Genomic DNA, 23,104 nt, shown 5'->3' on the forward strand with positions numbered 1-23,104 from the left:
GGTCGCTCGCGTCACTCCCGCAGCCGGCGCAGCGCCTCCATGGCCTCGCGCTCGACGCGGGCGAGTTCGTGCAGGAGTGCACCTGCCCGGAGCAGGTGCTGTTCGTCGCCTGACGTACCGGCCTTGGTGATCAGCTCCGCGGCCTCCGTCCATCCGGTGGCCGCCTCGGCGTACAGCCGGTGCCCGGTGCGCAGGTGCTCGCTGTCGAGGAGTTCGTCGCATTCGGCGAGGAAGTCCCGGTAGAGGTTGCGGAACAGGGCGCCGCCGGTGCCGGCCCGCTCCATCAGGCGGGCGGCCAGCGGCAGGTCGCGCTGCGGGTCGTCGGTGCGCCGCAGCCAGCTGCCGATCAGCTTCCCGGCCTTCTCGATGCCGCGGTGCCCCAGGTTGGCGATGGGCGGTTCGAGGAAGGCGTCGGCGCAGGCGGTGACGGCGGGCACGATCCGGCTGCGCGGGGAGGGCGGGTCCTGCGCGGCGGTGAGGGTGAAGGAGCGGTGCTTGGCGGCCATCGGGCCGCGGGCGGCGCGGGCCTCGGCGAGACTGGTGAGGCTGCTGGACACCGCGCCGCCCTGCTGGTCGGTGTCCACCAGGTGGGCGTTCTGCTCGTCGTAGCCGTACAGGGCGACGACATGCCCGCCGAAGTGCACCTTCGAGGTGAAGTATTCCAGGTGGTAGCTGTCGAGCTGCAGTCCGACGGGGTGCCCGGCGTCGATGCCGGCCGCCGCGTCCGCCCATGCCTTGCGGGGTGAGGTGGTCTCACGGACCAGCAGTTCCAGGTCGAGCGTGGCGGCCAGGTTCCGGGTGAGTTCGAACGGCTTGACCCGTCCGCCGAGGAAGGGGAAGTCCATGTTCTTGCTGTCCCAGTAGATGAAGGACAGCCCGGAGCCGAGCCCGAAGAGCATGGGTTCGGACAGGTCGATCCCCTGGTGCCGCAGCAGCACGCCCAGTGCTGTCGTCTCGCAGTGCTGCGTACCGCGGGCCTCGACCCCTTGTACCGTGCTCATGCCGTACTCCCCGTGTGGCTGCTCCGGACCGGGGCGTGCGGAGCCCCGGTGGCCAGGGGCTCGATGGCGCGCGGTCCGTTCCGTGCGCCGCCCCGGTGGACTCTTGCACGGCGGACGGCTGTCCGGGGGGTCTTTCCCGGTTCGGGCCCGTTCCGGGTCGGTACCGGGCCACCCCCGGCGCCGAGGGGGCCCGCCCCGGCCGCGAGCCGAGTCCGCCCCGGCCCGGAGCGGGCCTTTCCCGGCCCCTCCCACTGGTTCTGCCAGCAATCGCTGGCAGATTCCGTGAAAAGGGGTTACCGCTGGGTATACGTGGCCGCGCCCGTGGTCGTACGCTCACTCGCATGACGGACTCGCAGGACAGCACCCGCACCGAGCACGCCGCCGGCAACCCGGTGGCTCCCGCACCCGCCCGGGCCCGGACGGCCGCCGACGTCGTCACCCCCGACCTCGTCGCGGCGCTGGCCCGCGGTGTGGTGGGCAGCGGCACGACCCGCAGCCGCTCCCCCTTCACCGGCGAGGTGCTGGCCGAGCTGCCCGAGTCCACCCCCGAGGACGTCGCGGCCGCCTTCGAGACGGCCCGTGCGGCGCAGCGCGCCTGGGCGGCCACCCCGGTGCGGCAGCGCGCCGCGGTGCTGCTGCGCTTCCACGACCTCGTACTGGCCCGCCAGTCGGAGGTGCTGGACCTCGTCCAGCTGGAGACCGGCAAGGCGCGGCTGCACGCCCACGAGGAGGTCCAGGCCGTCGCCGTCGCGGCCCGACACTACGGCCGCAAGGCCCCCGCCTACCTGCGGGCCAAGCGGCACACCGGTGCGATCCCCGCGCTGACCAAGGTCACCGAGCTGCGCCACCCCCGCGGGGTGGTCGGCCAGATCGCCCCGTGGAACTACCCCTTCGAACTCTCCGTCGGCGACGTGCTCCCGGCCTTCGCGGCGGGCAACGCGGTGGTGACCAAGCCGGACACCCAGACCGCGCTGACCGCGCTGTGGGCACGCGACCTGCTGGTCGAGGCCGGGCTGCCCGCCGACGTCTGGCAGATCGTCCTGGGCGAGGGCCCGGTCGTCGGGCCCGAGGTCGTCGACCGCGGCGACTACGTCTCCTTCACCGGCTCCACCCGCACCGGGCGCGAGGTGGCCGGGCGGGCCGCAGCGCGCCTGGTGGGCTGCTCGCTGGAGCTGGGCGGCAAGAACGCGATGCTGGTCCTGGAGGACGCCGACCTGGACAAGGCCGCCGAGGGCGCGGTGCGCGGCGCCTTCTCCTCGGCCGGGCAGCTGTGCATCTCCATCGAGCGCCTCTACGTCCACGAGTCGGTGGCCGACGCCTTCCTGGAGCGCTTCGTGGCCCGCGTCCGCGCCATGCGGCTGGGCGCTTCGCTGGCCTACGGCGCCGACATGGGCTCGCTCGTCTCCGAACGGCAGTTGCAGAACGTGCAGCAGCACGTGGCGGACGCCGTCGAGAAGGGCGCCGCGGTACTGGCGGGGGGCCGGGCGCGCCCGGACATCGGCCCGCTGTTCTACGAGCCCACCGTGCTGGACGGCGTCGAGCCGCAGATGACGGTCTGCGGCGAGGAGACCTTCGGCCCGGTCGTCTCCGTCTACCGCTTCTCCGACACCGACGAGGCGGTCGGCCTGGCCAACGCCACGCCTTACGGCCTCAACTCCAGCGTGTGGTCGGGCAGCGGGCGCCGGGGACGGGAGGTCGCGGCCCGGCTGCGCACCGGCACCGTCAACGTCAACGAGGGCTATGCCTCGGCCTACGGCAGCGCCCAGGCCCCCATGGGCGGCATGGGCGATTCCGGGCTCGGCCGCCGGCACGGCTCGGAGGGCATCCTGAAGTACACCGAGTCGCAGACGGTGGCGCACCAGCGGGTGCTGCCCATGGCGCCGTCCCTCGGCATGAGCGACGAGGCGTACGCCGCGTTCATGTCCCGCTCCCTCAAGGCGCTCAAGACGCTCCGTTTCCGCTGAGGCCCCGCGGCCTCCGCACCGTCGGCCCGTGCGGGCGGGGGCCGCCCGCCGTCGGCCGGGCTCCGCCCGTCGCCGGTGTCCGCACCTTCTGTCCGTCCGTCCGCTCCGTCCGCACCGCCACCGCAGAACCGGAGGTACCCGTGTCCCTGCCCCCACGTGCCCAGCAGCGGGCGGGCACAGACCCGTTCGACTACGACGTCCTGGTCGTCGGCTCCGGCTTCGGCGGCGCGGTCTCCGCGCTGCGGCTTACCGAGAAGGGCTACCGGGTCGGCGTCCTGGAGGCCGGTCGGCGCTTCACCCGCGACGAGCTGCCGAAGAACTCCTGGGACCTGAAGAACTTCCTGTGGGCGCCCTCGCTCGGCCTCTACGGCATCCAGCGCATCCACCTGCTCGCCAATGTCATGATCCTGGCAGGTGCCGGGGTGGGCGGCGGTTCGCTGAACTATGCCAACACCCTCTACGTGCCGCCCGCCCCGTTCTTCGAGGACCGCCAGTGGGGCCACATCACCGACTGGCAGGACGAGCTGGCGCCCTTCTACGACCAGGCCAAGCGGATGCTCGGCGTCCGGCTCAACCCGACCACCACCCCCTCCGACGTCCATCTGAAAGCCGCCGCGGACCGCCTCGGCTACGGCGACACCTTCCACCTCGCCCCCGTCGGCGTCTTCTTCGGCGACGGCCAGGACGCCGACGGCACGGCCCGCACCACAGCCGGCGGGACCGTCCCCGACCCCTACTTCGGCGGCGCCGGCCCGGACCGCAAGGCCTGCGTGGAGTGCGGGGAGTGCATGACCGGCTGCCGCCGCGGCGCCAAGAACACCCTCAACGAGAACTACCTCCACCTCGCCGAGCGCGCCGGAGCCGAGATCCGCCCGCTGACCACCGTCGTCGGCCTGCGCGAGCGCACCCCGGGCACCGACACGGACGGCTACGAGGTACTGACCGTCCGCACCGACAAGCGGCGCGGCGGCAAGCCGCGCATCCTCCGCGCCCGGCGGGTGGTGCTGGCCGCCGGCACGTACGGCACCCAGAAACTGCTGCACCAGGTGAAGGACACCGGAACCCTGCCCCGGCTCTCACCCAGGCTGGGCGAGCTGACGCGCACCAACTCCGAGGCGCTGGTGGGCGCGCAGACGGTGCCCCGCCGGTACCGCAGGAAGTGGGGCCGGGACGCAGCGCCCGACTTCACCAAGGGCGTCGCCATCACCTCCTCCGTGCACCCGGACGCCCACACCCACATCGAGCCGGTGCGCTACGGCAAGGGCTCCAACTCCATGAGCGCCCTGACCACCCTCCAGATGCGGCAGAACACGGTGCTGCCGGGCGTGCTCGCGCACGTGCTGACCTGCCTGCGGCACCCGGCGCTCTTCCTGCGCTCGCTCTCCGCGCGCAAGTGGTCCGAGCGGATCATCATCGGGCTCGTCATGCAGACGCTCGACAACTCGCTGACCACCTACCGCAAGGACAAGGGCCTGGGCAAAGGCATGCTCACCGCGCGGCAGGGGCACGGAGCGCCCAACCCCGTGCACATACCGGAGGGCGCCGAGGCGGCGACCGCGCTCGCCGAGGAGATCAACGGCTTCGCCGGGACCAACGTCGGTGAGCTGATGGGCACCCCGCTGACCGCGCACTTCCTGGGCGGCTGCCCCATCGGCGACAGTGCCGAGCACGGCGTCATCGACCCCTACCACCGGCTGTACGGGCATCCGGGCATCTCGGTCGTGGACGGCTCCGCCGTCTCCGCCAATCTCGGGGTCAATCCGTCCCTGACCATCACCGCGCAGGCCGAGCGCGCCATGTCGTTCTGGCCCAACAGCGGCGAGGAGGACCCGCGCCCCGCGCAGGACGCCGGATACCGGCGGCTGGCGCCCGTGGCCCCGGCCCGACCCGCGGTACCGGAGACCGCGTTCGGGGCGCTGCGGCTGCCGGTGCTCCCGGTGCCTCCGGTCCCCGCGCGGGACGGTTCCGCCACCGGTACGGAACACGACTGAGGCGGCTGCCCGCCGTGCCGGTCGCGTCGCCGTTCCGTCCGCGGCATCGGGTGGCACGGCGACGCGGCCCCGGTGGGACGGACGCGGCTCGGGTAGCACGGCTGAGGGCCCCGGGCGCCGGCCGGGTGGGTGGCGGCAGCCGCGGGGCCCTCGGGTCAGCACCGGCGTCAGGGCAGCGCCCGTGCTGAGAGCGGCGCCGGGGGGAGGGCGCCGCCTTGTTGGTCGAACCAATGGCGGAATCCCGTCATGGCTCACCAAACGGCCGTGTGGTCAGGTGGCTCTGCTCACCGGACGTCTGCATCGTGCTGGATCCGTCGCACCCTGCGCAACCGTTGCGACGGTGCGGGATTCCAGGGGGCCCGCGAAGATTCCGTGCGGGGCGGCCCGCACGGACCGGCGCCCCGGCGGCCGGCCCGCGGGGTCCGGGGGAAAGCCGCGGAGCGGCCGGTCCAGAGCGTCCCCGGGACCGGCCGCTGTCGTGACCGGGCTGCTGTCCCCTGCCGTCCGGTCACAGCACCGGAGCGAGGTCCCACGACACCCGGCGTCTCCCCTCGCGGGGAGGACGGGCGTCTCATCGCTCCGGTGACGCCGCCCCGCTCGCCGCCGGGCGCCCGGCGGAGATCAGGGACACCGGGTCCAACGAAGGCCCCCCGGGGCGGTCACGCGCCGTACGGGTGAGGGCCGGAAGCGCAGTGAGACGGCACGCGCACCGGGACGGGACGCGCGTGCCCGGCGGGCGCGCGCCATGGCGCCGGACGCGCTCTGCGTCGTCAGTGCCCCCGGCACAGCCGCAGCAAGGTCCGGGCCAGCTCCCGGCCGGGTGCCCCGAGCTCGGTGCTGTAGTGGTCGAGGATCTGCATCTCGCGAGTCAGATGCACGCGGCGGCCGCCCGAATCGATCCGCACCCGCTGGATGTTCTCGGAGACCTCCATACGGTCGCGGACGAGTGCCACGATGCGGGCGTCGAGTGCGTCGATGCGGGCCCGCTCGGCATCGATGACCGCTTCCGGCGCCGGATCGGCCTGCGTGCTGGTGCGGGTGGTGCTGCTGGTGCTGCTGCTGGTGGTGGCGCTCATGTGCGGTTCGCTCCTCGGGTCGCGGAGCCCGCGGACGGCGGCCCGGGGGAAGCGGGCACACACACCGGCGCCCCGGGCCTGACCGGCCCGGGGCGCCTGGGGAAGTTCGTGTGTCGCTTCTCTCACACAGAACGGCCATGGCAGCCGGCCGGGCCGGTGCCATAGGTAAACCACTGCGCGTTCTGCATACGGTCAGTATGCCACCGGTTCCGGGACACCCGGCGGCGGGGCCGGGCACCCGGGGGCACCGCTATCATCGAAAACCGAACCCCCGCTTCACGCCGAAAGGCATCAGCTTCGTGGCTTCCAACCCGTCCGAGAGCACTCCGGACACCGTCCTCGTCGTCGACTTCGGCGCGCAGTACGCCCAGCTCATCGCGCGCCGGGTGCGCGAGGCGCGGGTCTACAGCGAGATCGTGCCGTCGACCATGCCGGCCGCCGAGATGCTCGCCAAGAACCCGAAGGCGATCATCCTGTCCGGCGGCCCGTCGTCCGTGTACGCGGAGGGCGCGCCCGCCATCGACCGTGCGCTGTTCGAGGCGGGCGTCCCGGTCCTGGGGATCTGCTACGGCTTCCAGCTGATGGCGACGACGCTGGGCGGCACGGTCGACAACACCGGCAGCCGCGAGTACGGCCGCACCCAGCTCTCCGTCGCCAAGGCATCCTCGACGCTGTTCGAGGGCACCCCGGAAGAGCAGCAGGTGTGGATGTCGCACGGTGACGCCTGCTCGGCGGCGCCGGAGGGCTTCACCGTCACGGCGTCCACGGACCTGGTGCCGGTGGCGGCGTTCGAGGACGACGAGCGGAAGCTGTACGGCCTCCAGCACCACCCCGAGGTGATGCACTCCACGTTCGGGCAGCAGGAACTGGAGCACTTCCTCTACCGGGGCGCGGGCCTGTCCCCGTCCTGGACGACGGAGAGCATCGTCGACGAGCAGGTCGCCGCGATCCAGGAGCAGGTCGGCGGCAAGCGCGCCATCTGCGGGCTGTCCGGCGGGGTCGACTCGGCGGTGGCCGCGGCGCTCGTGCAGCGTGCCGTGGGCGACCAGCTCACCTGCGTGTACGTCGACCACGGCCTGATGCGCAAGGGCGAGACGGAGCAGGTCGAGAAGGACTTCGTGGCGGCGACCGGGGTCCAGCTCAAGGTCGTGGACGCGGCCGACCGCTTCATCGACGCGCTGGCGGGCGTCTCCGACCCGGAGCAGAAGCGCAAGATCATCGGCCGGGAGTTCATCCGGGTCTTCGAGCAGGCGCAGGCGGAGATCGTCGCCGAGGCACCGAGCGACGAGCCGGTGGCGTTCCTGGTGCAGGGCACCCTCTACCCGGACGTGGTGGAGTCCGGCGGCGGCACCGGCGCGGCCAACATCAAGTCGCACCACAACGTGGGCGGCCTCCCCGAGGACCTCGAGTTCGAACTGGTGGAGCCGCTGCGCAAGCTGTTCAAGGACGAGGTGCGGATGGTCGGGCAGGAGCTCGGGCTGCCGGACGAGATCGTCCAGCGCCAGCCGTTCCCGGGACCCGGGCTGGGCATCCGGATCGTCGGCGAGGTCACCCGCGAGCGGCTCGACCTGTTGCGCGAGGCGGACGCCATCGCCCGCGAGGAGCTGACCGCCGCGGGGCTGGACCGCGACATCTGGCAGTGCCCGGTGGTGCTGCTCGCGGATGTCCGCAGCGTCGGAGTGCAGGGCGACGCGCGCACCTACGGCCACCCGGTGGTGCTGCGCCCGGTCTCCTCGGAGGACGCCATGACCGCGGACTGGTCCCGGCTGCCCTACGACGTGCTGGGTCGTATCTCGACGCGGATCACCAACGAGGTCTCCGAGGTCAACCGGGTCACGCTGGACGTCACCAGCAAGCCCCCGGGGACCATCGAGTGGGAGTGAGCCCCGGCTGAACTCCCCCGCGGGCGCCCCGCGCTGTGCCCCGTGCTCCCTCGCGGAGCCCGGGGCACACGTGTGTTCGGGCTGCGGGGTGCGGGGTGGGATACGGTGCCGGGATGTCGGAGGAGGAGCAGCGGCGGGGCGAGCGCGAGCCGGGGGCGATACCGGAGCAGTCCGAGGCGACACCGGAGCCCGAACGCGCGCCGGAGTCCCGTGGCGAGGCTGCATCCGGGACCGAGTCCGCGACCGGGTCCGAATCCGAGTCCGCCGCGTCCGAGTCCAAAGCCGAGCCCAAGGCTGAGCCCGAGACCGAGGACGAGCGGCGTGAACGGTGGCGCCTGGCCCGGGAGGCTGACGACCGGCGGCGCCGCCGCACCAGGATCGCGGCGTGGTGCGGCGTGGGCGTGCTGCTCCTCGGCGGTGCGGGGTGGATCGCCGAGCCGTTCGTCCAGGACCGGCTGATCACCTCGGACGCCTGCGACGGCGCACTGCCGGACGGCAGCCTGGACACGCTGCGCGGCACCACAGGTGATCCGGAGGCGCATCTGACCGAGTCCGACGCCGAGACCGACACCGGCTTGGGCCGCTACACCTGCGAGGTGACCAACGACGAGGGCGGCCGGGTCCTGGAAGTCCGTGTCTACAGCCGCCGTGACGACGTCGACCGCAACCTGGTACGGGACTTCCAGAGCAACGGGGCGCATCCCGCCTCCGCGCTGACGGGCGGACTGCCGGGGTTCGAGGCCCGGTTCGGCGGAGTGGCGCTGGTGCCCGACTGCCCGGGGCTGGGCAAGGACGCCGCCGGGCTGCCCCGGCGGCTCTTCGTGGACGTGCTGGGCGGACAGGGTGCCGAGCCCCATCAGCTGGTCCGTGCGGGAGCAGCAGTCGCCAACAAGGCTGCCGGGAAGCTCGGCTGCGACCGCGACCCGCTCACCGTTCCGGCGAAGGACATCGAAGAGACCGAGCCCGAAGGGGTGCCGTCCGCACGCGCGGCGGGCACGACGTGCGCCGCGCTCGCCCGCGGCCCCTTCAGCGGCGGGGGGTGGACCGTGGATCTCCGGATCCCCGAGGGCCCGGCTCCGCTGACGAGCTGCAAGGTGCGGCACTCCGGCAAGGACGAGGACGGTGACCCGTACCCGCCGGTGGCCAGGCTCTACGGTCTGTACGGTCCGGAGGTGAAGCGGGTGATGTCCGCCGAGGCGGGCCACAGCGGCGTGCGTACGGACAAGACACGGATGCGGCCGTGGCTGAACGATGTCACCGCGTGGGCCATCGCGCGGTGTGAGGGGCGTCCGGCGGGCTTCAAGCTCCGCGTCAGCCGGGAGGACGAGGGCTCCGACAAGCCGGACGAGCAGGTGCTGAGCCGCCGCCAGTTGGGCCGGGAGACGATGCGCGCCATGCTCGTCTCGTTCGCCGAGAAGGAGAGCGCCGCGCGCGGTTGCACCGGGCTGCGGCTTCCGTCCGCGCACTGAGCCCCAGTCCCGGCCTGCCCCAGGCCTACAGAAGGTTCAGGGAACTGGCGTACCGGGTGTCCATCCGGATCCTGATCCGCTCCGCCAGCCCCTCCGGTATGCCGCGCTCGCGCGCCCACGCGTCGAACACCGCGAAGAGCTGGACCCTGCCGTCCATCAGCCGCTCGGCGGCCTGCTTGCCCTTGCCCGCGGAGGCGTCGGGGCTGCGCTGCGCCAGGGCGGCGGCCGAGGAGCGGGTGCGTACCCGGTGGTCGGCGGGGTGGTAGAGGCCGCGGGTGTGCCGCAGCACCGCACGGTCGAACTGCGCGAGGGAGGGCGCGAGTCCGTCCCGGACGGCGACCGTACGGGATCCCATCAGCTCGGCGACGAAGCTGGCGCTCTGCTCCAGCTCCATCTCCGCGGAGAGCGCTCCCGACTCCGGTTTGCCGCCGGGTTCCCGCGCTGTGTCGGTCAGCCGCTCCAAATACCAGGCGAAGCGGGCGCGTTCGGCGTCGTACAGCGTGGCGAACGCACGCGGTGAGGTGGCCGCCCGCCGCACGATCTTCTGCGCCCTCTCGAACTCCGGGAAGACGACGTGGACGTCGTGCCCCGAGGGGAAGGGCGTGGCCCAGTTTCCGCTGCCGTCGGAGTACTCGGCTTCCCTGTCGGTGGCGGTGGGCGCCTTCCAGTCCAGCGGTGCCCCGCGCACCAGTGACCTGCTGGTGTCCTGGATGTAGGAGGCGAACATCCGGGCCAGGTAGGGGTTGAGCCCGAGCGGGAAGTCCGGCTGGTAGGTCTCGTTCCCCCTGCTCAGCAGCAGTACGGCGGCGTGGGCGACGCGGGCCGCCCGCTCGGAGTGCGGGCGGGCGGGCTCGTGCTGGTCGGCGGTGGTGCGGCCGGTGGTCGCCGCGACGAGCGCGCGTCCGGCGAGCTGGGCGCCGTCCGCGCCCTCGCACAGCGGGGAACCGGTGGCGCGCAGCAGCCGCTTGAGCGGTCCGGTGCGGTTGACGCCCTCACCCGGGTCCAGCTCCTTCGCGGCCCGTTCTGGGTCGCGGGCCTGTGCACGGGCGGAGTCCGGTGCCTGGCGGCACTCGTCCGAACCGTCCTCGCCGGGCAGCAGCGCGGGGACGAGGACGGCGAGCAGCGCCAGCGTGAGCACGCCCGCGCCGGCGAGCAGCACCGTGCGCCGGGATGCGGCGCCGCGTATTCGGCCGAGGAAGGACATCGGGCGAGCGTACCCGGGCGGCGCGGCGGGCGGGTGGGGTGCGCGCGGGCAGAGCATCGCGGCCGCGAAGCAGTCGTCCGTGCCTCCGCGGTGTTGTGCTCCTGCTGTCAGATGTAGTACTTCTTATACATGAGCGAGCACGTGCACAACAGGCTGGCGGTCGTGCGGGCGGAACGGAAGGTGTCCCGGCAGGCGCTGGCCGAAGCAGTGGGCGCGCACTACCAGACGATCGGCTACATCGAGCGGGGCCAGTACAACCCCAGTCTCGATCTGGCGCTGCGCATCGCGGCGTACTTCCGGCTGCCGGTGGAGGCCCTGTTCTCCCTGGAGCCGTTCCGTCCGCTCACGGACGAGGTGTACGGCGCGGGCGGCGGCCGGGGCGGGGCCGACGCGACCGCACACACGGGGAGGAGCACCGGATGACCACCGGCACACACGGCACGCGCTACGACAGGTGGCTGCTGCGGACGATGAACGACGCGCGCACCAAGCGCTTCCACGCCTCCCGAGGGGCGAGGCGCCGCATCGTGGCGGGGCATCTGGCCACGACGGCCCTGGGGCTGACGGGGATGGTGGGCTGCTTCGCGTCGGCGGCCCGGTGGCCGGTGGTGGCGCTGCTGGTGGCGCTGCTGGTCTGGGTTCCGCTCACCGGCCTGCTGAACTCCATGACGCGCGGGCTGCTGGAGTTGCGCGTCCGGTTCCTGGACGAGCGGCAGGTGGCCGAGCGCGGTACGGCGCACCTGTGGGCGTACCGGATCAACTCCTGGCTGCTGACGGCCGCCTTGCTGGGCTTCTACGTCCTGTGGGTCGCGGGGGCCTCGATGGCCGACCTCGCGGGTCCGCTCGCCGCCACCGGGCTGGTCGCCTACGCGGTGCACCGGCTGCTGCCGCTGTGGATCGCCGCGCTGCGGGTGCGGGACGAGCCGCAGGACGACGACGAGGAATGGCCGGCGCCGGCCTGACTTCGCCGGTCCGGCCGCACGGCCGCACCAGCGCCCGGCCGTGCTCCGCTGGGCGGAATGCGGAGCCCGTATCGCGGGAGCGGTGCGCTGTTCGCGTGGACTCCGGGGCCGCACGCGCGCGGCTCCCGCGCGGCGCCGTCCGACGCTGCTAACCAAATATCATGCGATCCGATAGTCATATTGTTTCGCGCAGGACTCTGCTCTGCGTCGGCGTCGGTGTCGGTACCGCGGCGCTCGCGGGTGTCGGTGCGGGTGTGCTCACCCACGAGGACACCGGAGGCGGGCACGCGAAGTCGGGAGCCGGATCCCCGAAGGGTTCCGCTCCCGATCCCGGCGGTCCGGCTCCTCCCGCACCAGGCGGTGCGGGCGCGCACCCGAGTCCCGCGGCGCACGACAGCTACCGGCTGCGTCCCCTGGCCGGTGAGACCTCGATGGGCGAACCGAAGGCCCACGCCCCCGTCCGCACCCACGCCGAGATGTTCCTGCCCGCCGGGCAGGGACGGCGCGTCATCGCGCTGACGTTCGACGACGGCCCGCACCCCGTCCACACCCCGGCACTGCTGGAGGTGCTGCGGCGGCACGGGGTGCAGGCCACCTTCTTCGTCGTCGGCGAGAACGCCGCCGCCTTCCCCGACCTGTTGCACGCCATCACCGCCGACGGCCACGTGGTGGGCAACCACTCCTGGAACCACAAGCAGCTCACCCGGCTGGACACCGGCCATGTCCGCGACGAACTGGGCCGCACCAGCGACCTGATCGACCGCGTCCTGGGCGCCCCGCCCCGCTGGTGCCGCGCCCCCTACGGGGACTGGCACCCTCCCTCACTGCGCGTCTGCTCCGATCTGGGCATGGAGCCGATGGGCTGGTCCGTGGACACCCAGGACTGGGCCCGGCCGGGCGTGGCGCACATCGTCCGCGCCGTCACCCGGGACGCGGCCCCCGGCGTCATCGTCCTCCAGCACGACGGAGGCGGCCCCCGACAGCAGACCGTCGCCGCCGTCGACCGCTACCTGCCCGTCCTCCAGGAACGCGGCTACACATGTGTACGGCCCGAGGTGTGAGGTCCGGTCAGGCGGCCGGTCGCCTTCAGGTGCCCGTCGGCGGTACGGCGAGGGCCCTGCGGGCGGCGCGGAAGGCCGTCAGGCCGGGCCCGGACGGAGTTGCCGTCGCTGCCGCCGCCGCTGCGTCGGTTCGGCAGGCGGGGCACCGCTCCTCGTCGCCGACCGGGACGAACAGCAGCGGCTGGGTGTGCGGGCCCGCGCACTCCCGCATACCGGACACGCGGGGGAGCGGCGTCGAACCCGGGTCCGGGCGCCCTGCCGCGACGGGTGCGACCGGTTCGGGGAGCGCGTGCTCCAGCCGCCAGCGGAGCGCGCCGAGCGGGGAGCGGGCCCGTTCCAGTCCCGCTGTCAGGACGGTACGGATGTCGTCCGCGCCGAGCCCGCGCTCCAGCCAGCGCGCCGCGAGGGGCGCCCACTGTCGCGCCTTGCGCGGCGGCAGCGCGAGGTGCGGCCCCGAGCGGGCGAGGGACAGCAGCAGCGCTTCGGCCGCGTGGTGGTAGGACGCGGCGCCGAGTTGGTGCTCGGCGTGAGATGAGGTGGGTGCCGGTGGGTGGGAGGTGTTCCCCACGGGTGTTTCAAGGGTTTGAGGGGCAGCGGACCGACGGGTCGGCCCACCGGCGGCCGGTGCGGTGACTGCCGGTCGGACGGCAGGGCGGGAGGCTGGTCGGGCGACGGCAGGAACGCCCCTCGCACTCGCGGCGTGCTCCCGCGCCTCGTCCGGGGAGAGCGGCACGTTGGTGAGGAGCTGCACGGTCTGCCAGCGGCCGTCCGCGTTCTGCCGACGCCACTCGAACAGGTACTGCTCCGCGCGCAGTTGACGCTTGGCGTGCTGGAAGGCGACCTTCCCGATCCCGGCGCGCTCGGCCGTCCGCCACAGCGGTTCGTCGGCACCCTCGGGGAGCGAGAGCTGCCAGGCCAGGAGCCGTACCGCATGCGCGGAAAGGCGGGGGTGGCGGATGATGTCGTTCGGCAACTGGGAGAAGAAGCGCGCGGGCGCGCTAACATGCCTGTGCATCCCAGGGTCCCTCCGAGACCTTGGCGGTGAAGGCCCTCGTCCGGTGCTCCAACACCGTCGGGGGCCGCCTCATGTGTGGCACATGGGGCAAGCTGACAGGCGGCAGCGTACACGGACTGTGGGCAGTTGGCGACGGACGGTTGCGGAGTGTAAGTCCCAGCCCTGGGCTGTCCGTTGGGCCGCTTCGGCCGCCCGACTCACCAGCCGCGCATCCAGCACCGCCAGGGCCGGGTGACCAGTTCCCGATAGGTGTGATGGGAAGGGTTGCGCCCGGAGTGGCGCAGCGCCCATGCGTGCCCTTCGGTGTAGTCGATGCTCGCGGCGGACTGCTCGTCGCAGACCGCACACTGCATCGCGTACATGATCGGCTCGGCGTCCGGCTCCTGATCGGGCACGAACACCCAGTTCTCGTACCGGATGACGGACCGGGGCCGGTGACCGCCGCTCACGGCAGCCTGCTCTGCCAGTTGAGATCGGTCACCCGGGCGCGCAGCTCCTCACTGACCCGCGCCGGGCGCACCGCGTCCGGCGGCACGTCCCACTCGCAACCGCCGCCGGGCGGCCGCAACTGCACGTACGGTCCCTCGCGGCCCATCACTTGGCCGACCCGGCCCGTCCGCACATCGACCGCGAAGGCCCCTGCCGGGGGAATCTCGCTCTCCATGGCGCAAAGCCTGCTGGTCACGGGCTACGGTGCGAAGTAACGGAACAGGTACGGACGGTGAGTGTGCCCGGGGTGTCCCCTCGGCCATCGGGCGTACTGGCTCAGGAGGTGAGCCGGTTGGCGGGCAACGGCGGCAACAGGAACGGCAACGGCGACGACCGCCCCATGGCGTGGCGCTACGCCGGGGACCAGATGAAACGCTGGCGCGAGGCAGCCGGCATCTCCCGGCAGGCCCTCGCGGACGAGGCCGGCTACGGCTACGACGCCATCAAGGGCATGGAACGCGGCGTACGCAAGGCCCAAGCCCATGTGCTGCGGATCGCCGACGAGATGTCCGGGGCACAGGGGAAGTTGGCCGCTGCGGTGGAGTTCCTCCGACCCGAGCCGTTCCCGTCGTACTCGCACGACTATATGCATGCGGAGAGTGAGGCGGTGGCCGTCAGTTGGTATGAGGCTGAGTTCATCCCGGGACTGTTGCAGACAGGGGACGTTGCTCGGTCGCTACTCACCGAGCATTGCCCGCCGTTGGACGACGAGACCATCGAAGAACGAGTGGGAGGGCGACTGGAGCGACAGGCCCTGCTCGACAAGCAGACCAAGGCGTTCAGCTTCGTCATTGCCGAGGCGGCACTGCGCAACCCTGTGGTGGGCAATCAAGCGCGCCAGAGGCAGCTTCTCCACGTGCTGGAGGACGCGAAGCGGCGGAATGTGACGATCCAGGTGATGTTGGAGGCGGCGGGCTACCACCCTGGCCTGCTCGGTCCGTTCGTCCTACTGGAAACGTCCGAACATGAGTACCTTGGCTACGAGGAGGGGCAGACCACCGGGGTGCTCTACTCGGATCCGGGCAAGGTCAGCATCCTCCGGCAGCGCCATGACATGATCCTCCGGCAGGCTCTCAGCCCGGAGGAGTCGGCACGGTTCATCAGCAAGTTGGCGGAGGAGCTATGAGCACTGAACTGGCATGGTTCAAGTCCAGCTACAGCAACAGTGAAGGCGGTGCCTGCGTCGAGGTCGCCGTCTCCTGGCGCAAGTCGAGCTACAGCAACGACGATGGCGGCAACTGCGTCGAGGTGGCCGCCTGCCCGCACACCGTCCACGTCCGGGACTCCAAGAACCCCGTCGGCCCCCAACTCGCCGTCCCGCCCGCCGCCTGGTCGGCCTTCCTCGCCCGCACCCGTCACTGACCCCGGCGGAACACCGGAGCGCCCCGGACCCTCGCGGCCGTACGCACTTTCTTGACCTGTCAATGCGCGGCTTGACCCACCCATGCAGGGGAAGGGCGGGGTTCACTGCAAAGCCCCCGCCTACCGGCGGGTACGGCAGTACCGTGGGGGTGTCCTAACGCGGCACGGGGGTGCAGCCGTTGCCTTCCGGCGAGCGCCGGGATTCGTGGTTTCGGGTAGAGGGAAGCGGCGAAGGGCGCCTGGTGAGCAGCTCAGGAAGAACCCAACTGCTTTTTGTTCATGGTATCGGCGGCTTACGGGATGCGGAGCGGGAGTGCCGCACCTGGCTGGAGGCTCTGGCGGATGGTGCGCGTAAGGCCGGACATGCGGATGCTGTTTCCGGTTTGACGCAGGGATGGCTGAGTGAAGCCCGGTTTGTGGACTACAGCGATCTGTTCTCGGACCGTGAGGCGCAGGGGGGTGCGGAAAATGACATCCCTGGCGAACAGGTAGAATTCCTGGAAGCGTTGGTCCGGGATGCGGTCGATGAGATCGCCCGAGAGGCGGAGCGCGAAGGGGACCGGCAGACTCTGAGAGTCGCCGACGATGCACGGGACCAGTTGCAGCGGACGGGTGGCCAGTCACAGGGACTGTTGGGGCCGGTAAGGGTTCTGGCCAATGCGCTGACGACAATTCTGCAGGCTCCGGGACTGCGCCGGGCTGCCCAATGGGCGAACGGCTGGTCCCTACTGGGACATCTGGCGCAGGTCAGCCGCTATCTGAATCGTGCTGAGTGCGACAGCCGCGGTCGGACACTGGATGCGAGAATTCGGGAACGGCTGTTGCGGCAAACAGATCCGGGGCGGCCGCTGGTGGTCGTGGCGCATTCGCTGGGAACCGTGGTGTCATTCGAAGCGCTGCACGAGTACACGGGGTCTGTGGAACTGCTGGTGACGCTGGGCTCGCCGCTGGCGACGGGGGCGGCCGTGAGGCAGCGCATACGCCCGGTTCCCGCGCGAACTCCCGAACTGGTCGCCCGTTGGCTGAACTTCTGGGACCGCGACGACATCGTCGTGGCCCGCCCCCGGTTGCAGCAGTGGATGTTGCCGAACACATCCGGAGTCGTGCCGACCACGGACCGGGTGGACTCTGACGGCATATGGGTGCACACGGCCACGAAGTATCTGCGGCAACCGGCCGTGGCCGGGCCCGTCGCCGAGGTGCTGAAGCGGTGACGGGCGGCGGGGTGCGGCATGTCCTGGTCATCGGGGCGCAGTGCCGGTCGATGGGGAGGCTGTCCCGGCTGGAGGAGGCCGCGAGGGACCTGCACGCTGTCCTTACGGATCCGGAGGTCGGAGGGTGTCGAGCCCGCTATGGGCACCATCCCTCCCTGCTGGTGGGGGAGGAGCTGGAGCCGGAGGACGTACGCAGGGCGGTGCACGAGGTCACGCGCAGGGCCACTGCGGACGGCGCTGCGATGGTGGTGGCCCTGCTCGGGCACGGATTCACCACCCCTCAACAGACCGACCTCTATTACATGGTCGGTTCCTCGACGACCCAGAGCACGCTGTCCGCTGTCCATGTCGGATCACTGCTGGCCGATGCGGCGGATGAGGTCGGCGTGGACGGAGTGATAGCCCTCATCGACACCTGCCACGCGGGGGGTGCCGTACCGAGCGCCAGTCGCCTCGCCGGTGGGGTTCGTTCGGGCCGGGCACGGTTGGCCGTGCTCACTGCTGCGGCAGCCGATCAGGAAGCTCGCGGCATGCGGCTGACCACTGCCCTCACAGAAGTACTGCGGGAAGGAATCTCCTCGGCCGGCAGCGCCATCTACGTGGACCAGACACTGTGCGAGGCGCTACGCGAGAGGATCAGTGGACAGGCTGTCGGGCGGGCCGATTACGACAACGACCCGCACGCTTCGGAAGGTCTGTGGCTCGCCCGGAACCGTTATCGCATCATGGGCGCCGCCGGATACTATCTTCCCGTCCTCCCCGATCTCCCCGACCTCCCGGATCGGCGGGAGTTGCAGCCCGCCGTCCAGGGCATCTATGGAGCCGGGTACGCGTCCAACCCGTATCAGCAGGCCGCCGAGAGAGCGGCAATTGAGCAGGACGTGTCTGCACGGCGCTACGAGCAGGCATTGCGGTCTCTGGACCGTATGATCGATGTGAATCCCCACGACGCCTGGGCTCTGGCTCAGCGGGGATCCCTGAACCGGCTCACCGGAAACTACGAACAGGCGCTCAGGGATTTGAACGGTGCACTCCAGGTCGACCGCAACAATACGTGGGCATTGGCGGAACTCGGTGCCGTGAATCGCGTCACGGGCCGTCATGGGCAGGCGCTCAACGATCTCCACCGTGTGCTCGAAGTCGACCCGGACAACGCCTTTGCTCTCGCCGAGCGAGGCGCCGTGTATCTGGCGACCTGGCGCTATGAGGAAGCCTCCAGGGATTTGAACCGCGCCCTTGAGATCAACCCCTACAATACTTTCGCTCGCGACCTGCGTGACCAGATACCGGACACCCTATTGGGCAGGCGATTGACCATGGCCTACGAAGTGCTCAAGTTCGTCGACGAACAGCGGCGCAGGAACGCCTGACGCATTGACTTTCCCGCTTCAGGTCGGGGCAAAGGCTTCGACCTTCCCATGCCGAGCCGAAGCCGTACCGGCGCCGACGATTGCCGCGACGGGAGCGCCGGCCATGGGTGGGACAGGGCGCATACCCGACTACCCGACTACCCGGCGATGTGGCCCTCGGTGACGCGGGCGCCGCCCTGGAGGCCGGAAAGAACCTGCGCACCGGGCAGTTCCCGACCGTGGAACGGAAGGCGCGGCTGAGCACCGACTTGGCACGCGCCTGGTGGGCCTGGAATCGGCCTGAGCAGACCATCCGGGCCCTGCTGGACGCCTACCGCGCCAGCCCCGGAGAAGTCCGCGACCGGCCGGCGATCCGCAGCATCGTCCACGACCTGGCCCAGCACCACCCTCGCAGCAGCGGCGCCCGCGAACTGAGCATCGCCGTCGCACGAGCCATCTGACCGTCCCTGACTTCCTTACGGCGGCGGACCAGCTCCGCGCTCACTGCTTCCCGGTCCTGGTCCATGTGCGGGACCTGTAGGAGATTGCAGAGCACCGAGGTGTCGACGAACGTGACGGGGTGTGGCATGGCTGTCAGCCGATTCCCAGCAGGCGGTCGAACCCGGTGCAGTCGCGCTCTTCGCGGCGGGTGGGGAGGAGTCCGCGCGTCACCACGTCGCCCAGTCGGCCCTCGTCCACGACGAGCATGACGTCACCCAGGTCGGAGCGTGTCGTGCGGACCTCCGAGATGGGGTGCTCGGCCACCCGGCGCAGGCCCGTGACGAGGCGGTCGAACTCCGCGGGCGACTGCTCGGCGATGCGCCGGACGGACGCCGACAGTTTCTCCGCACTGCGCCGGAGCTCGGCGTCGCGGGCAGGCACGTACTGCCGCATGAGGTGCGGGACCGGATCCAGGTGGAAGACGCCGCGATGCCGACCGCTACGGGCAGATCTTCAGCGACGACCTCAAGCGCCTCATGCCCTGAGCCACGCGAGCCACGCCGGCTGAGGGCCGTGGAGTCAGCAGTGGTCCGGAGCCGGCTGCAATGGCTCCGGGCCACCCGCGCGTCCCGCGGGATCAGTCCCAGCGGGGCGGTCCGTAGCAGCTGGTAGTCCACCAGCAGGGCGTACGCGAACTCTGGTCCGCGGACCGCGACTTCAGCCGCTTCCCGGTGTACGTCCGGAACCCGCTCCGCGGATGACGGGCTCCAGGAGCCCCAGCCGCCTGGCGTGGTCAGGGGTGCTTGACGATCAGAGGTGTGAGTGGTTTATTACTCACATGACTTCAGTCAACCGCCGACAGCTCTCGACCGCCGACCAGCGAAGGAAGACCGTCCTCGACACGGCGGTCCGCACGTTCGCCGACCGAGGTTACTTCGGCACCACAACCACCGACGTGGCCCAGCGGGCGGGTATCTCGCAGGCTTACGTGTACCGGCTGTTCCCGGACAAGAAGGCGCTGTTCACGGCGGTGGTGGAGCACTGCTTCGCCCTCGTCCGCGACAGCTTCAGCGACGGTGCGGCCGCGGCCAAGGGCAGCTCGGCAGAGGCGGTGCTGGACGCGATGGGCGATGCCTACGCCCGGCTCATCGCCGACCGGGACCTGCTCCTGCTGCAGATGCACGCGCAGTGCGCGGCGGCCTCGGAGCCGGCGATCCGTGAGGTGGTGCAGGCCGGTTACGCCCGGCTGGTCGAGTACGTGCGCGGCGTCTCCGGCGGGACGGAAGCCGACATCCAGCGGTTCTTCTCCGTGGGCATGCTGTGCCACCTGGTGGTCAGCGTTGACGCCCACCAGCTCGACACTCCGTGGGCCAGGACGCTGAGTGCCGGACTGCGCCACTACTGATCCACAGAACAACCGCAGACGAGGAGGTGATGACATGACCCGCAACGTCGCCGTTCGCTGGGCCGCTCTCGCGCCGCTGGCCACCCTGGACGTGGTGCTGTTCCTGCTGTGGCGCTGAGCGCCGGGCGGCACCGGTCGCGGTGGCCGTTTTTTCGGCCTCAAGAGTGAGTAATTAACCACACACAGACGACGTGAGGGAAACCACCATGACCACCCCGATCACCCAGAGCTCCCGCATCGAGCGCTTCGCCTGGCGGGCCGCGCTCATCACCTCGATCCTGGCGCTGGCCTTCATGGTCACGCTCTGGGACTGACCACCCGGCCGACCCCCCGAAGAGGAGGGATTCCCATGGCAACCGCATTGGCTCAGCAGACCCAGCCGACCCGTTCGCAGCCGGTGCCCCCGCGCCCGGCACGCGCCGCGGTCCTGGCCGCGGCGACGCTGACCATCATGGCGGCGGCGATCATCGCACCCAGCCTGCCCGCCATGAGGGAGGCATTCGCCGGCACCCCCGGCGCCGGCCTTCTGGTCCGCTTCTCGCTGACCGTCACCTCGTTGGCGATCGCTGTCAGCGCTCCGGTCTCCGGGGTGGTCGCCGACCGCATCGGGCGGCGCTCGTTGCTGGTGCTCAGCCTCGTGCTGTACGCCGTCAGCGGCACCGCCGGGTTCTTCGCCACCGACCTGTATCTGCTGCTGGCTACCAGGGCACTGCTCGGGGTAGCGGTCGGCGGCATCATGACGGCGGTCAGCGCCACGATCACCGACTGGTTCGACGGGCCACGGCGCGCGACCTTCCTCGGGCTGCAGCAGGTCTTCGCGAGCCTGGGCGGCGTCGTCTTCCTGCCGCTGGCCGGGCTGCTGGCCGCGGTCAGCTGGCGGGCACCCTTCTGGATCTACTCCGCCTCGGCCGTCGTCGCCGTGTTCGCGATCCGCGCCCTGCGCGCGGAGCCGCGAGGCGAGCGCGCCGCGGCGGCAGCCCGTCCCGGCGGCCCACCACAGCCGGTGACCGGCCACACCACGGGCCGCAGTGCCGAACGCATCACCGGCCGAGTCACCGGTCTGTACGTGCTGGCGCTCATCGCGACGCTGGCGTTCTACATGGCACCCACCCAACTGCCCTTCCTCCTCAGCAGCCACGGCAGCGGCCCCACCGCTACCGGCGCGGTGATCGCCGGGAGCACGCTGTCCAGCGCGGTCGGCGCGCTGGCCTTCCCCGCCGTGCGCCGACGCCTGAGCCCCGCCGCGATCAGCACGGTCAGCGTCGCGCTGCTGGGCGCGGGCTGGCTGCTGGTCGGCACCGCGGGCACCGTCGCCCAGATCGCGGCGGGGCTGCTCGTCGGCGGCACCGGCGTCGGACTCGCCGTACCCAACCTCAACCTGCGGCTCAGCGAGCTCGCCCACCCCGACCAGCGCGGCCGCGTCCTCAGCGGACTGGTCACGGGGATCTTCCTCGGGCAGTTCCTCTCGCCCCTGGCCGCCCAGCCCCTCGTCGAGATCTCCGGCATCGCTGGCGCCTTCACCTGGACCGGGATCGCGATGGCGGCGGGCGCCGCTCTCGCCGCCCTCGGGACCTGGCGGATGCGAACAGTGCGCTGACCACTGACCACTGACAGATCAACAAACACCCAACAGGGAAAGGAAAGACCGATGATCCACCACGGCATCCGCTTCACCACCAAGCCCGGCGTCGCCCCCGAGCAGCTCGAGGAGGCCCTCGAGAGCTTGCGCAACCAGGGCCGGGTCATCCCGTCCGTGGAGTCTTTCGTCGTCGGCCGCGACTTCGGCGGCGAGTACGCGTGGGGAGCCACCTACGTCATCAAGGACATCGACGGCTACTGGGACTACCTCATCCATCCCGCCCACCTCCACACCGACCGGATCGGGCTGCCGCTCGTCGACAAATTCGCCTCGTTCGACATCACCGACGACGCCGACCCGGAGATCGGCACGAAGATCGCCGACCTGCACCGGCGCCGCTACGACGAGATCCCCGACGTGGCCGACCTCGTCTCCGACCTCCCGGAGTACCTCGGAAGCGCCGCCCCCGGCACCCACGGTGCCTGACCACCACCCACCCCTACCATGGGAAGGCGCCCGCACCCTGCGGGCGCCTTCCCGTGCGCGCCCGCAATCCCCTCTGCTTGATCGCAAGGGGGTTACTGGGGTTGCCTCTTCCAAGTGCGCCGCTGGCAAGTGACGGCAAACGAACGTCTGTCGACACTCACACCCGTGAGCGCGAACCCGCAGCTGAGGAGTCTCGACAACTCGCGCCGGAAAACAACGTCCGATGAACGGTCCGGCCGGTGGATTCCGACACATGCTCATCGGCTACGCGCGGGTCTCCCTCGCCGGCCAGAACCCGGATCATCAGATCGACGCCCTCATCCGGGCCGGCGTCGACCGCGAGAACATCCACATCGACACCGCCAGCGGCGCGAAGGCATCACGGCCGAAGCTCGATCTCGTGCTGCAGCTGCTGCGGGAGGGCGACACCTTGAAGGTCACCCGCCTCGACCGGCTCTCCCGTTCCGTGCTGCACCTGGTCACCCTCGGTGCCGAGCTTCGCGAGCGAGGGATCGGGCTGCACGTCGTCGAGCAGGGCATCGACACCTCCACGATGGAGGGCCGGGCCATGTTCGGGATGCTGTCCGTGCTCGCCGGGCTGCAGCGCGAACTGATCGTGGCCAACACCGACGACGGGCTCGCCTCCGCTCTGGCCCGCAGCCGGGTCGGCGGTCGCCGGCCGAAGCTCACCGCGGACCAGGCCGCCCTCGCCCAGCGCCTCTACGACGAGCGGGAGAAGACCGTCCAGCAGATCGCCGACATGTTCGGCGTACCGAGGCCGACGGTGTACGGACACCTCGGCAAGACCAAGACCGTCCCCCGACAGCCGAAGAAGACCACGGTCACCAAGCCCTGACCGCTGCTTTGCGGCTGGTGTCCGGGCTGGGAGTCCCGGGCCGTGAACGTGTGCGAGCCGTGCGACGGGCAGCCCTCCAGCCCGCCGCGTACCGCCCCGGTGTCCCGTCGGCGGCCGTCGAGCGCGTCCCGGATCTCCTCACCTTCGGCGAGCCGGGAGAGCACGTCGAGCCCGTCCAGCGCGTTGGACTCGCCGCCGCGGTTGCGTCCGATGATGAGAGTCGGCGGCTCCAGGGGCAGGACGGTGTCTCGGAACGTCTTGAACTCCGTCAGACGCACTTCCGTGCGAGGGGCGACG

22 protein-coding genes and 1 pseudogene are annotated in these 23,104 nt (G+C 71.3%); 16 read left to right on the plus strand and 7 right to left on the minus strand.

Annotation, left to right across the window (positions count from 1 at the left end; translation table 11 throughout):
• Positions 1 to 11 precede the first annotated feature (11 nt).
• Positions 12 to 1,001 carry a BtrH N-terminal domain-containing protein gene (locus ACFYMO_RS23880; protein ID WP_366772460.1) on the minus strand — a complete coding sequence of 330 codons (990 nt, stop codon included), beginning with the start codon at positions 999 to 1,001 and terminating at the stop codon, positions 12 to 14.
• Between the two features lie 341 nt (positions 1,002 to 1,342).
• Between ACFYMO_RS23880 and ACFYMO_RS23885 the strand changes: the two genes are divergently transcribed.
• Positions 1,343 to 2,965, plus strand: coding sequence for a succinic semialdehyde dehydrogenase (locus tag ACFYMO_RS23885; protein WP_366772461.1), 1,623 nt, complete (start codon positions 1,343 to 1,345; stop codon positions 2,963 to 2,965).
• Positions 2,966 to 3,105: 140 nt separating this feature from the next.
• Complete coding sequence (locus ACFYMO_RS23890; RefSeq protein WP_388548748.1) at positions 3,106 to 4,956, plus strand: GMC oxidoreductase; 1,851 nt, start codon at positions 3,106 to 3,108, stop codon at positions 4,954 to 4,956.
• Positions 4,957 to 5,726: 770 nt separating this feature from the next.
• On the opposite strand, the gene ACFYMO_RS23895 is transcribed toward ACFYMO_RS23890, so the two are convergent.
• On the minus strand, positions 5,727 to 6,032 hold the full coding sequence (locus ACFYMO_RS23895) for a chorismate mutase (RefSeq protein ID WP_388548751.1): 306 nt from the start codon (positions 6,030 to 6,032) through the stop codon (positions 5,727 to 5,729).
• 299 nt (positions 6,033 to 6,331) lie between these two features.
• On the opposite strand from ACFYMO_RS23895, the gene guaA reads away from it, so the two are divergent.
• Entirely contained in the window at positions 6,332 to 7,915 is a 1,584-nt protein-coding gene (gene guaA / locus ACFYMO_RS23900; protein ID WP_366772464.1) for a glutamine-hydrolyzing GMP synthase, read from the plus strand.
• 113 nt (positions 7,916 to 8,028) lie between these two features.
• On the plus strand, positions 8,029 to 9,384 hold the full coding sequence (locus ACFYMO_RS23905) for a hypothetical protein (protein ID WP_388548754.1): 1,356 nt from the start codon (positions 8,029 to 8,031) through the stop codon (positions 9,382 to 9,384).
• A 25-nt stretch (positions 9,385 to 9,409) separates the two neighbouring features.
• Here the strand turns inward: ACFYMO_RS23905 and ACFYMO_RS23910 are convergent, their stop codons facing one another.
• Positions 9,410 to 10,588 carry a hypothetical protein gene (locus ACFYMO_RS23910; RefSeq protein ID WP_388548757.1) on the minus strand — a complete coding sequence of 393 codons (1,179 nt, stop codon included), beginning with the start codon at positions 10,586 to 10,588 and terminating at the stop codon, positions 9,410 to 9,412.
• 129 nt (positions 10,589 to 10,717) lie between these two features.
• On the opposite strand from ACFYMO_RS23910, the gene ACFYMO_RS23915 reads away from it, so the two are divergent.
• The 3 genes from ACFYMO_RS23915 (at position 10,718) to ACFYMO_RS23925 (ending at position 12,611) form a co-directional block, all read left to right on the plus strand.
• Positions 10,718 to 11,011, plus strand: a complete 294-nt coding sequence (locus ACFYMO_RS23915; protein WP_366772467.1) for a helix-turn-helix transcriptional regulator — start codon at positions 10,718 to 10,720, stop codon at positions 11,009 to 11,011.
• Entirely contained in the window at positions 11,008 to 11,550 is a 543-nt protein-coding gene (locus tag ACFYMO_RS23920) for a hypothetical protein (RefSeq protein WP_366772468.1), read from the plus strand. The genes ACFYMO_RS23915 and ACFYMO_RS23920 overlap by 4 nt, the downstream gene beginning before the upstream one ends.
• Positions 11,551 to 11,711: 161 nt before the next feature.
• A complete protein-coding gene (locus ACFYMO_RS23925; protein WP_366772469.1) occupies positions 11,712 to 12,611 on the plus strand; it encodes a polysaccharide deacetylase family protein in 900 nt (299 codons plus the stop codon).
• Positions 12,612 to 12,636: 25 nt separating this feature from the next.
• Here the strand turns inward: ACFYMO_RS23925 and ACFYMO_RS23930 are convergent, their stop codons facing one another.
• The 3 genes from ACFYMO_RS23930 to ACFYMO_RS23940 all read right to left on the minus strand — a co-directional run bounded on the left by ACFYMO_RS23930 (position 12,637) and on the right by ACFYMO_RS23940 (position 14,290).
• Complete coding sequence (locus ACFYMO_RS23930; protein WP_366772470.1) at positions 12,637 to 13,626, minus strand: hypothetical protein; 990 nt, start codon at positions 13,624 to 13,626, stop codon at positions 12,637 to 12,639.
• Between the two features lie 197 nt (positions 13,627 to 13,823).
• Positions 13,824 to 14,075 carry a hypothetical protein gene (locus ACFYMO_RS23935; RefSeq protein WP_019354868.1) on the minus strand — a complete coding sequence of 84 codons (252 nt, stop codon included), beginning with the start codon at positions 14,073 to 14,075 and terminating at the stop codon, positions 13,824 to 13,826.
• Positions 14,072 to 14,290, minus strand: a complete 219-nt coding sequence (locus ACFYMO_RS23940) for a hypothetical protein (RefSeq protein ID WP_027760798.1) — start codon at positions 14,288 to 14,290, stop codon at positions 14,072 to 14,074. Before ACFYMO_RS23940 ends, ACFYMO_RS23935 begins: the two co-directional genes overlap by 4 nt.
• A gap of 165 nt (positions 14,291 to 14,455) precedes the next feature.
• Here ACFYMO_RS23940 and ACFYMO_RS23945 point away from each other — a divergent pair, with 165 nt between their 5' ends.
• The 5 genes and pseudogenes from ACFYMO_RS23945 to ACFYMO_RS23965 form a co-directional block, all read left to right on the plus strand.
• The gene (locus tag ACFYMO_RS23945; protein ID WP_366772504.1) at positions 14,456 to 15,241 is read left to right on the plus strand and encodes a helix-turn-helix transcriptional regulator; all 786 of its coding nucleotides are present in this window, start codon (positions 14,456 to 14,458) and stop codon (positions 15,239 to 15,241) included.
• Positions 15,238 to 15,477: a DUF397 domain-containing protein gene (locus ACFYMO_RS23950; protein ID WP_366772471.1), complete on the plus strand. Its 240-nt coding sequence runs from the start codon at positions 15,238 to 15,240 to the stop codon at positions 15,475 to 15,477. The genes ACFYMO_RS23945 and ACFYMO_RS23950 overlap by 4 nt, the downstream gene beginning before the upstream one ends.
• Before the next feature lie 242 nt (positions 15,478 to 15,719).
• Complete coding sequence (locus ACFYMO_RS23955; protein ID WP_388548763.1) at positions 15,720 to 16,691, plus strand: hypothetical protein; 972 nt, start codon at positions 15,720 to 15,722, stop codon at positions 16,689 to 16,691.
• A gap of 200 nt (positions 16,692 to 16,891) precedes the next feature.
• Entirely contained in the window at positions 16,892 to 18,061 is a 1,170-nt protein-coding gene (locus ACFYMO_RS23960; RefSeq protein WP_366772473.1) for a tetratricopeptide repeat protein, read from the plus strand.
• Between the two features lie 152 nt (positions 18,062 to 18,213).
• Positions 18,214 to 18,501 (plus strand): annotated as a pseudogene (locus ACFYMO_RS23965) (transcriptional regulator); the annotation flags it as partial.
• A 133-nt stretch (positions 18,502 to 18,634) separates the two neighbouring features.
• Here ACFYMO_RS23965 and ACFYMO_RS23970 read toward each other — a convergent pair.
• Complete coding sequence (locus ACFYMO_RS23970) at positions 18,635 to 18,934, minus strand: hypothetical protein (RefSeq protein WP_388548766.1); 300 nt, start codon at positions 18,932 to 18,934, stop codon at positions 18,635 to 18,637.
• A gap of 385 nt (positions 18,935 to 19,319) precedes the next feature.
• On the opposite strand from ACFYMO_RS23970, the gene ACFYMO_RS23975 reads away from it, so the two are divergent.
• From ACFYMO_RS23975 to ACFYMO_RS23990, 4 genes are all read left to right on the plus strand, one after another.
• Positions 19,320 to 19,886 carry a TetR/AcrR family transcriptional regulator gene (locus ACFYMO_RS23975; protein WP_366772475.1) on the plus strand — a complete coding sequence of 189 codons (567 nt, stop codon included), beginning with the start codon at positions 19,320 to 19,322 and terminating at the stop codon, positions 19,884 to 19,886.
• A 349-nt stretch (positions 19,887 to 20,235) separates the two neighbouring features.
• A complete protein-coding gene (locus ACFYMO_RS23980) occupies positions 20,236 to 21,483 on the plus strand; it encodes an MFS transporter (protein WP_366772477.1) in 1,248 nt (415 codons plus the stop codon).
• Between the two features lie 51 nt (positions 21,484 to 21,534).
• The gene (locus tag ACFYMO_RS23985) at positions 21,535 to 21,951 is read left to right on the plus strand and encodes a Dabb family protein (protein WP_366772478.1); all 417 of its coding nucleotides are present in this window, start codon (positions 21,535 to 21,537) and stop codon (positions 21,949 to 21,951) included.
• Positions 21,952 to 22,204: 253 nt separating this feature from the next.
• Positions 22,205 to 22,807: a recombinase family protein gene (locus ACFYMO_RS23990; protein WP_388548771.1), complete on the plus strand. Its 603-nt coding sequence runs from the start codon at positions 22,205 to 22,207 to the stop codon at positions 22,805 to 22,807.
• The last annotated feature ends 297 nt before the right edge of the window (positions 22,808 to 23,104 follow it).

Origin of the sequence: Streptomyces sp. NPDC007025 (assembly GCF_042869455.1) — a bacterium.
Taxonomy (GTDB): Bacteria; Actinomycetota; Actinomycetes; order Streptomycetales; family Streptomycetaceae; genus Streptomyces.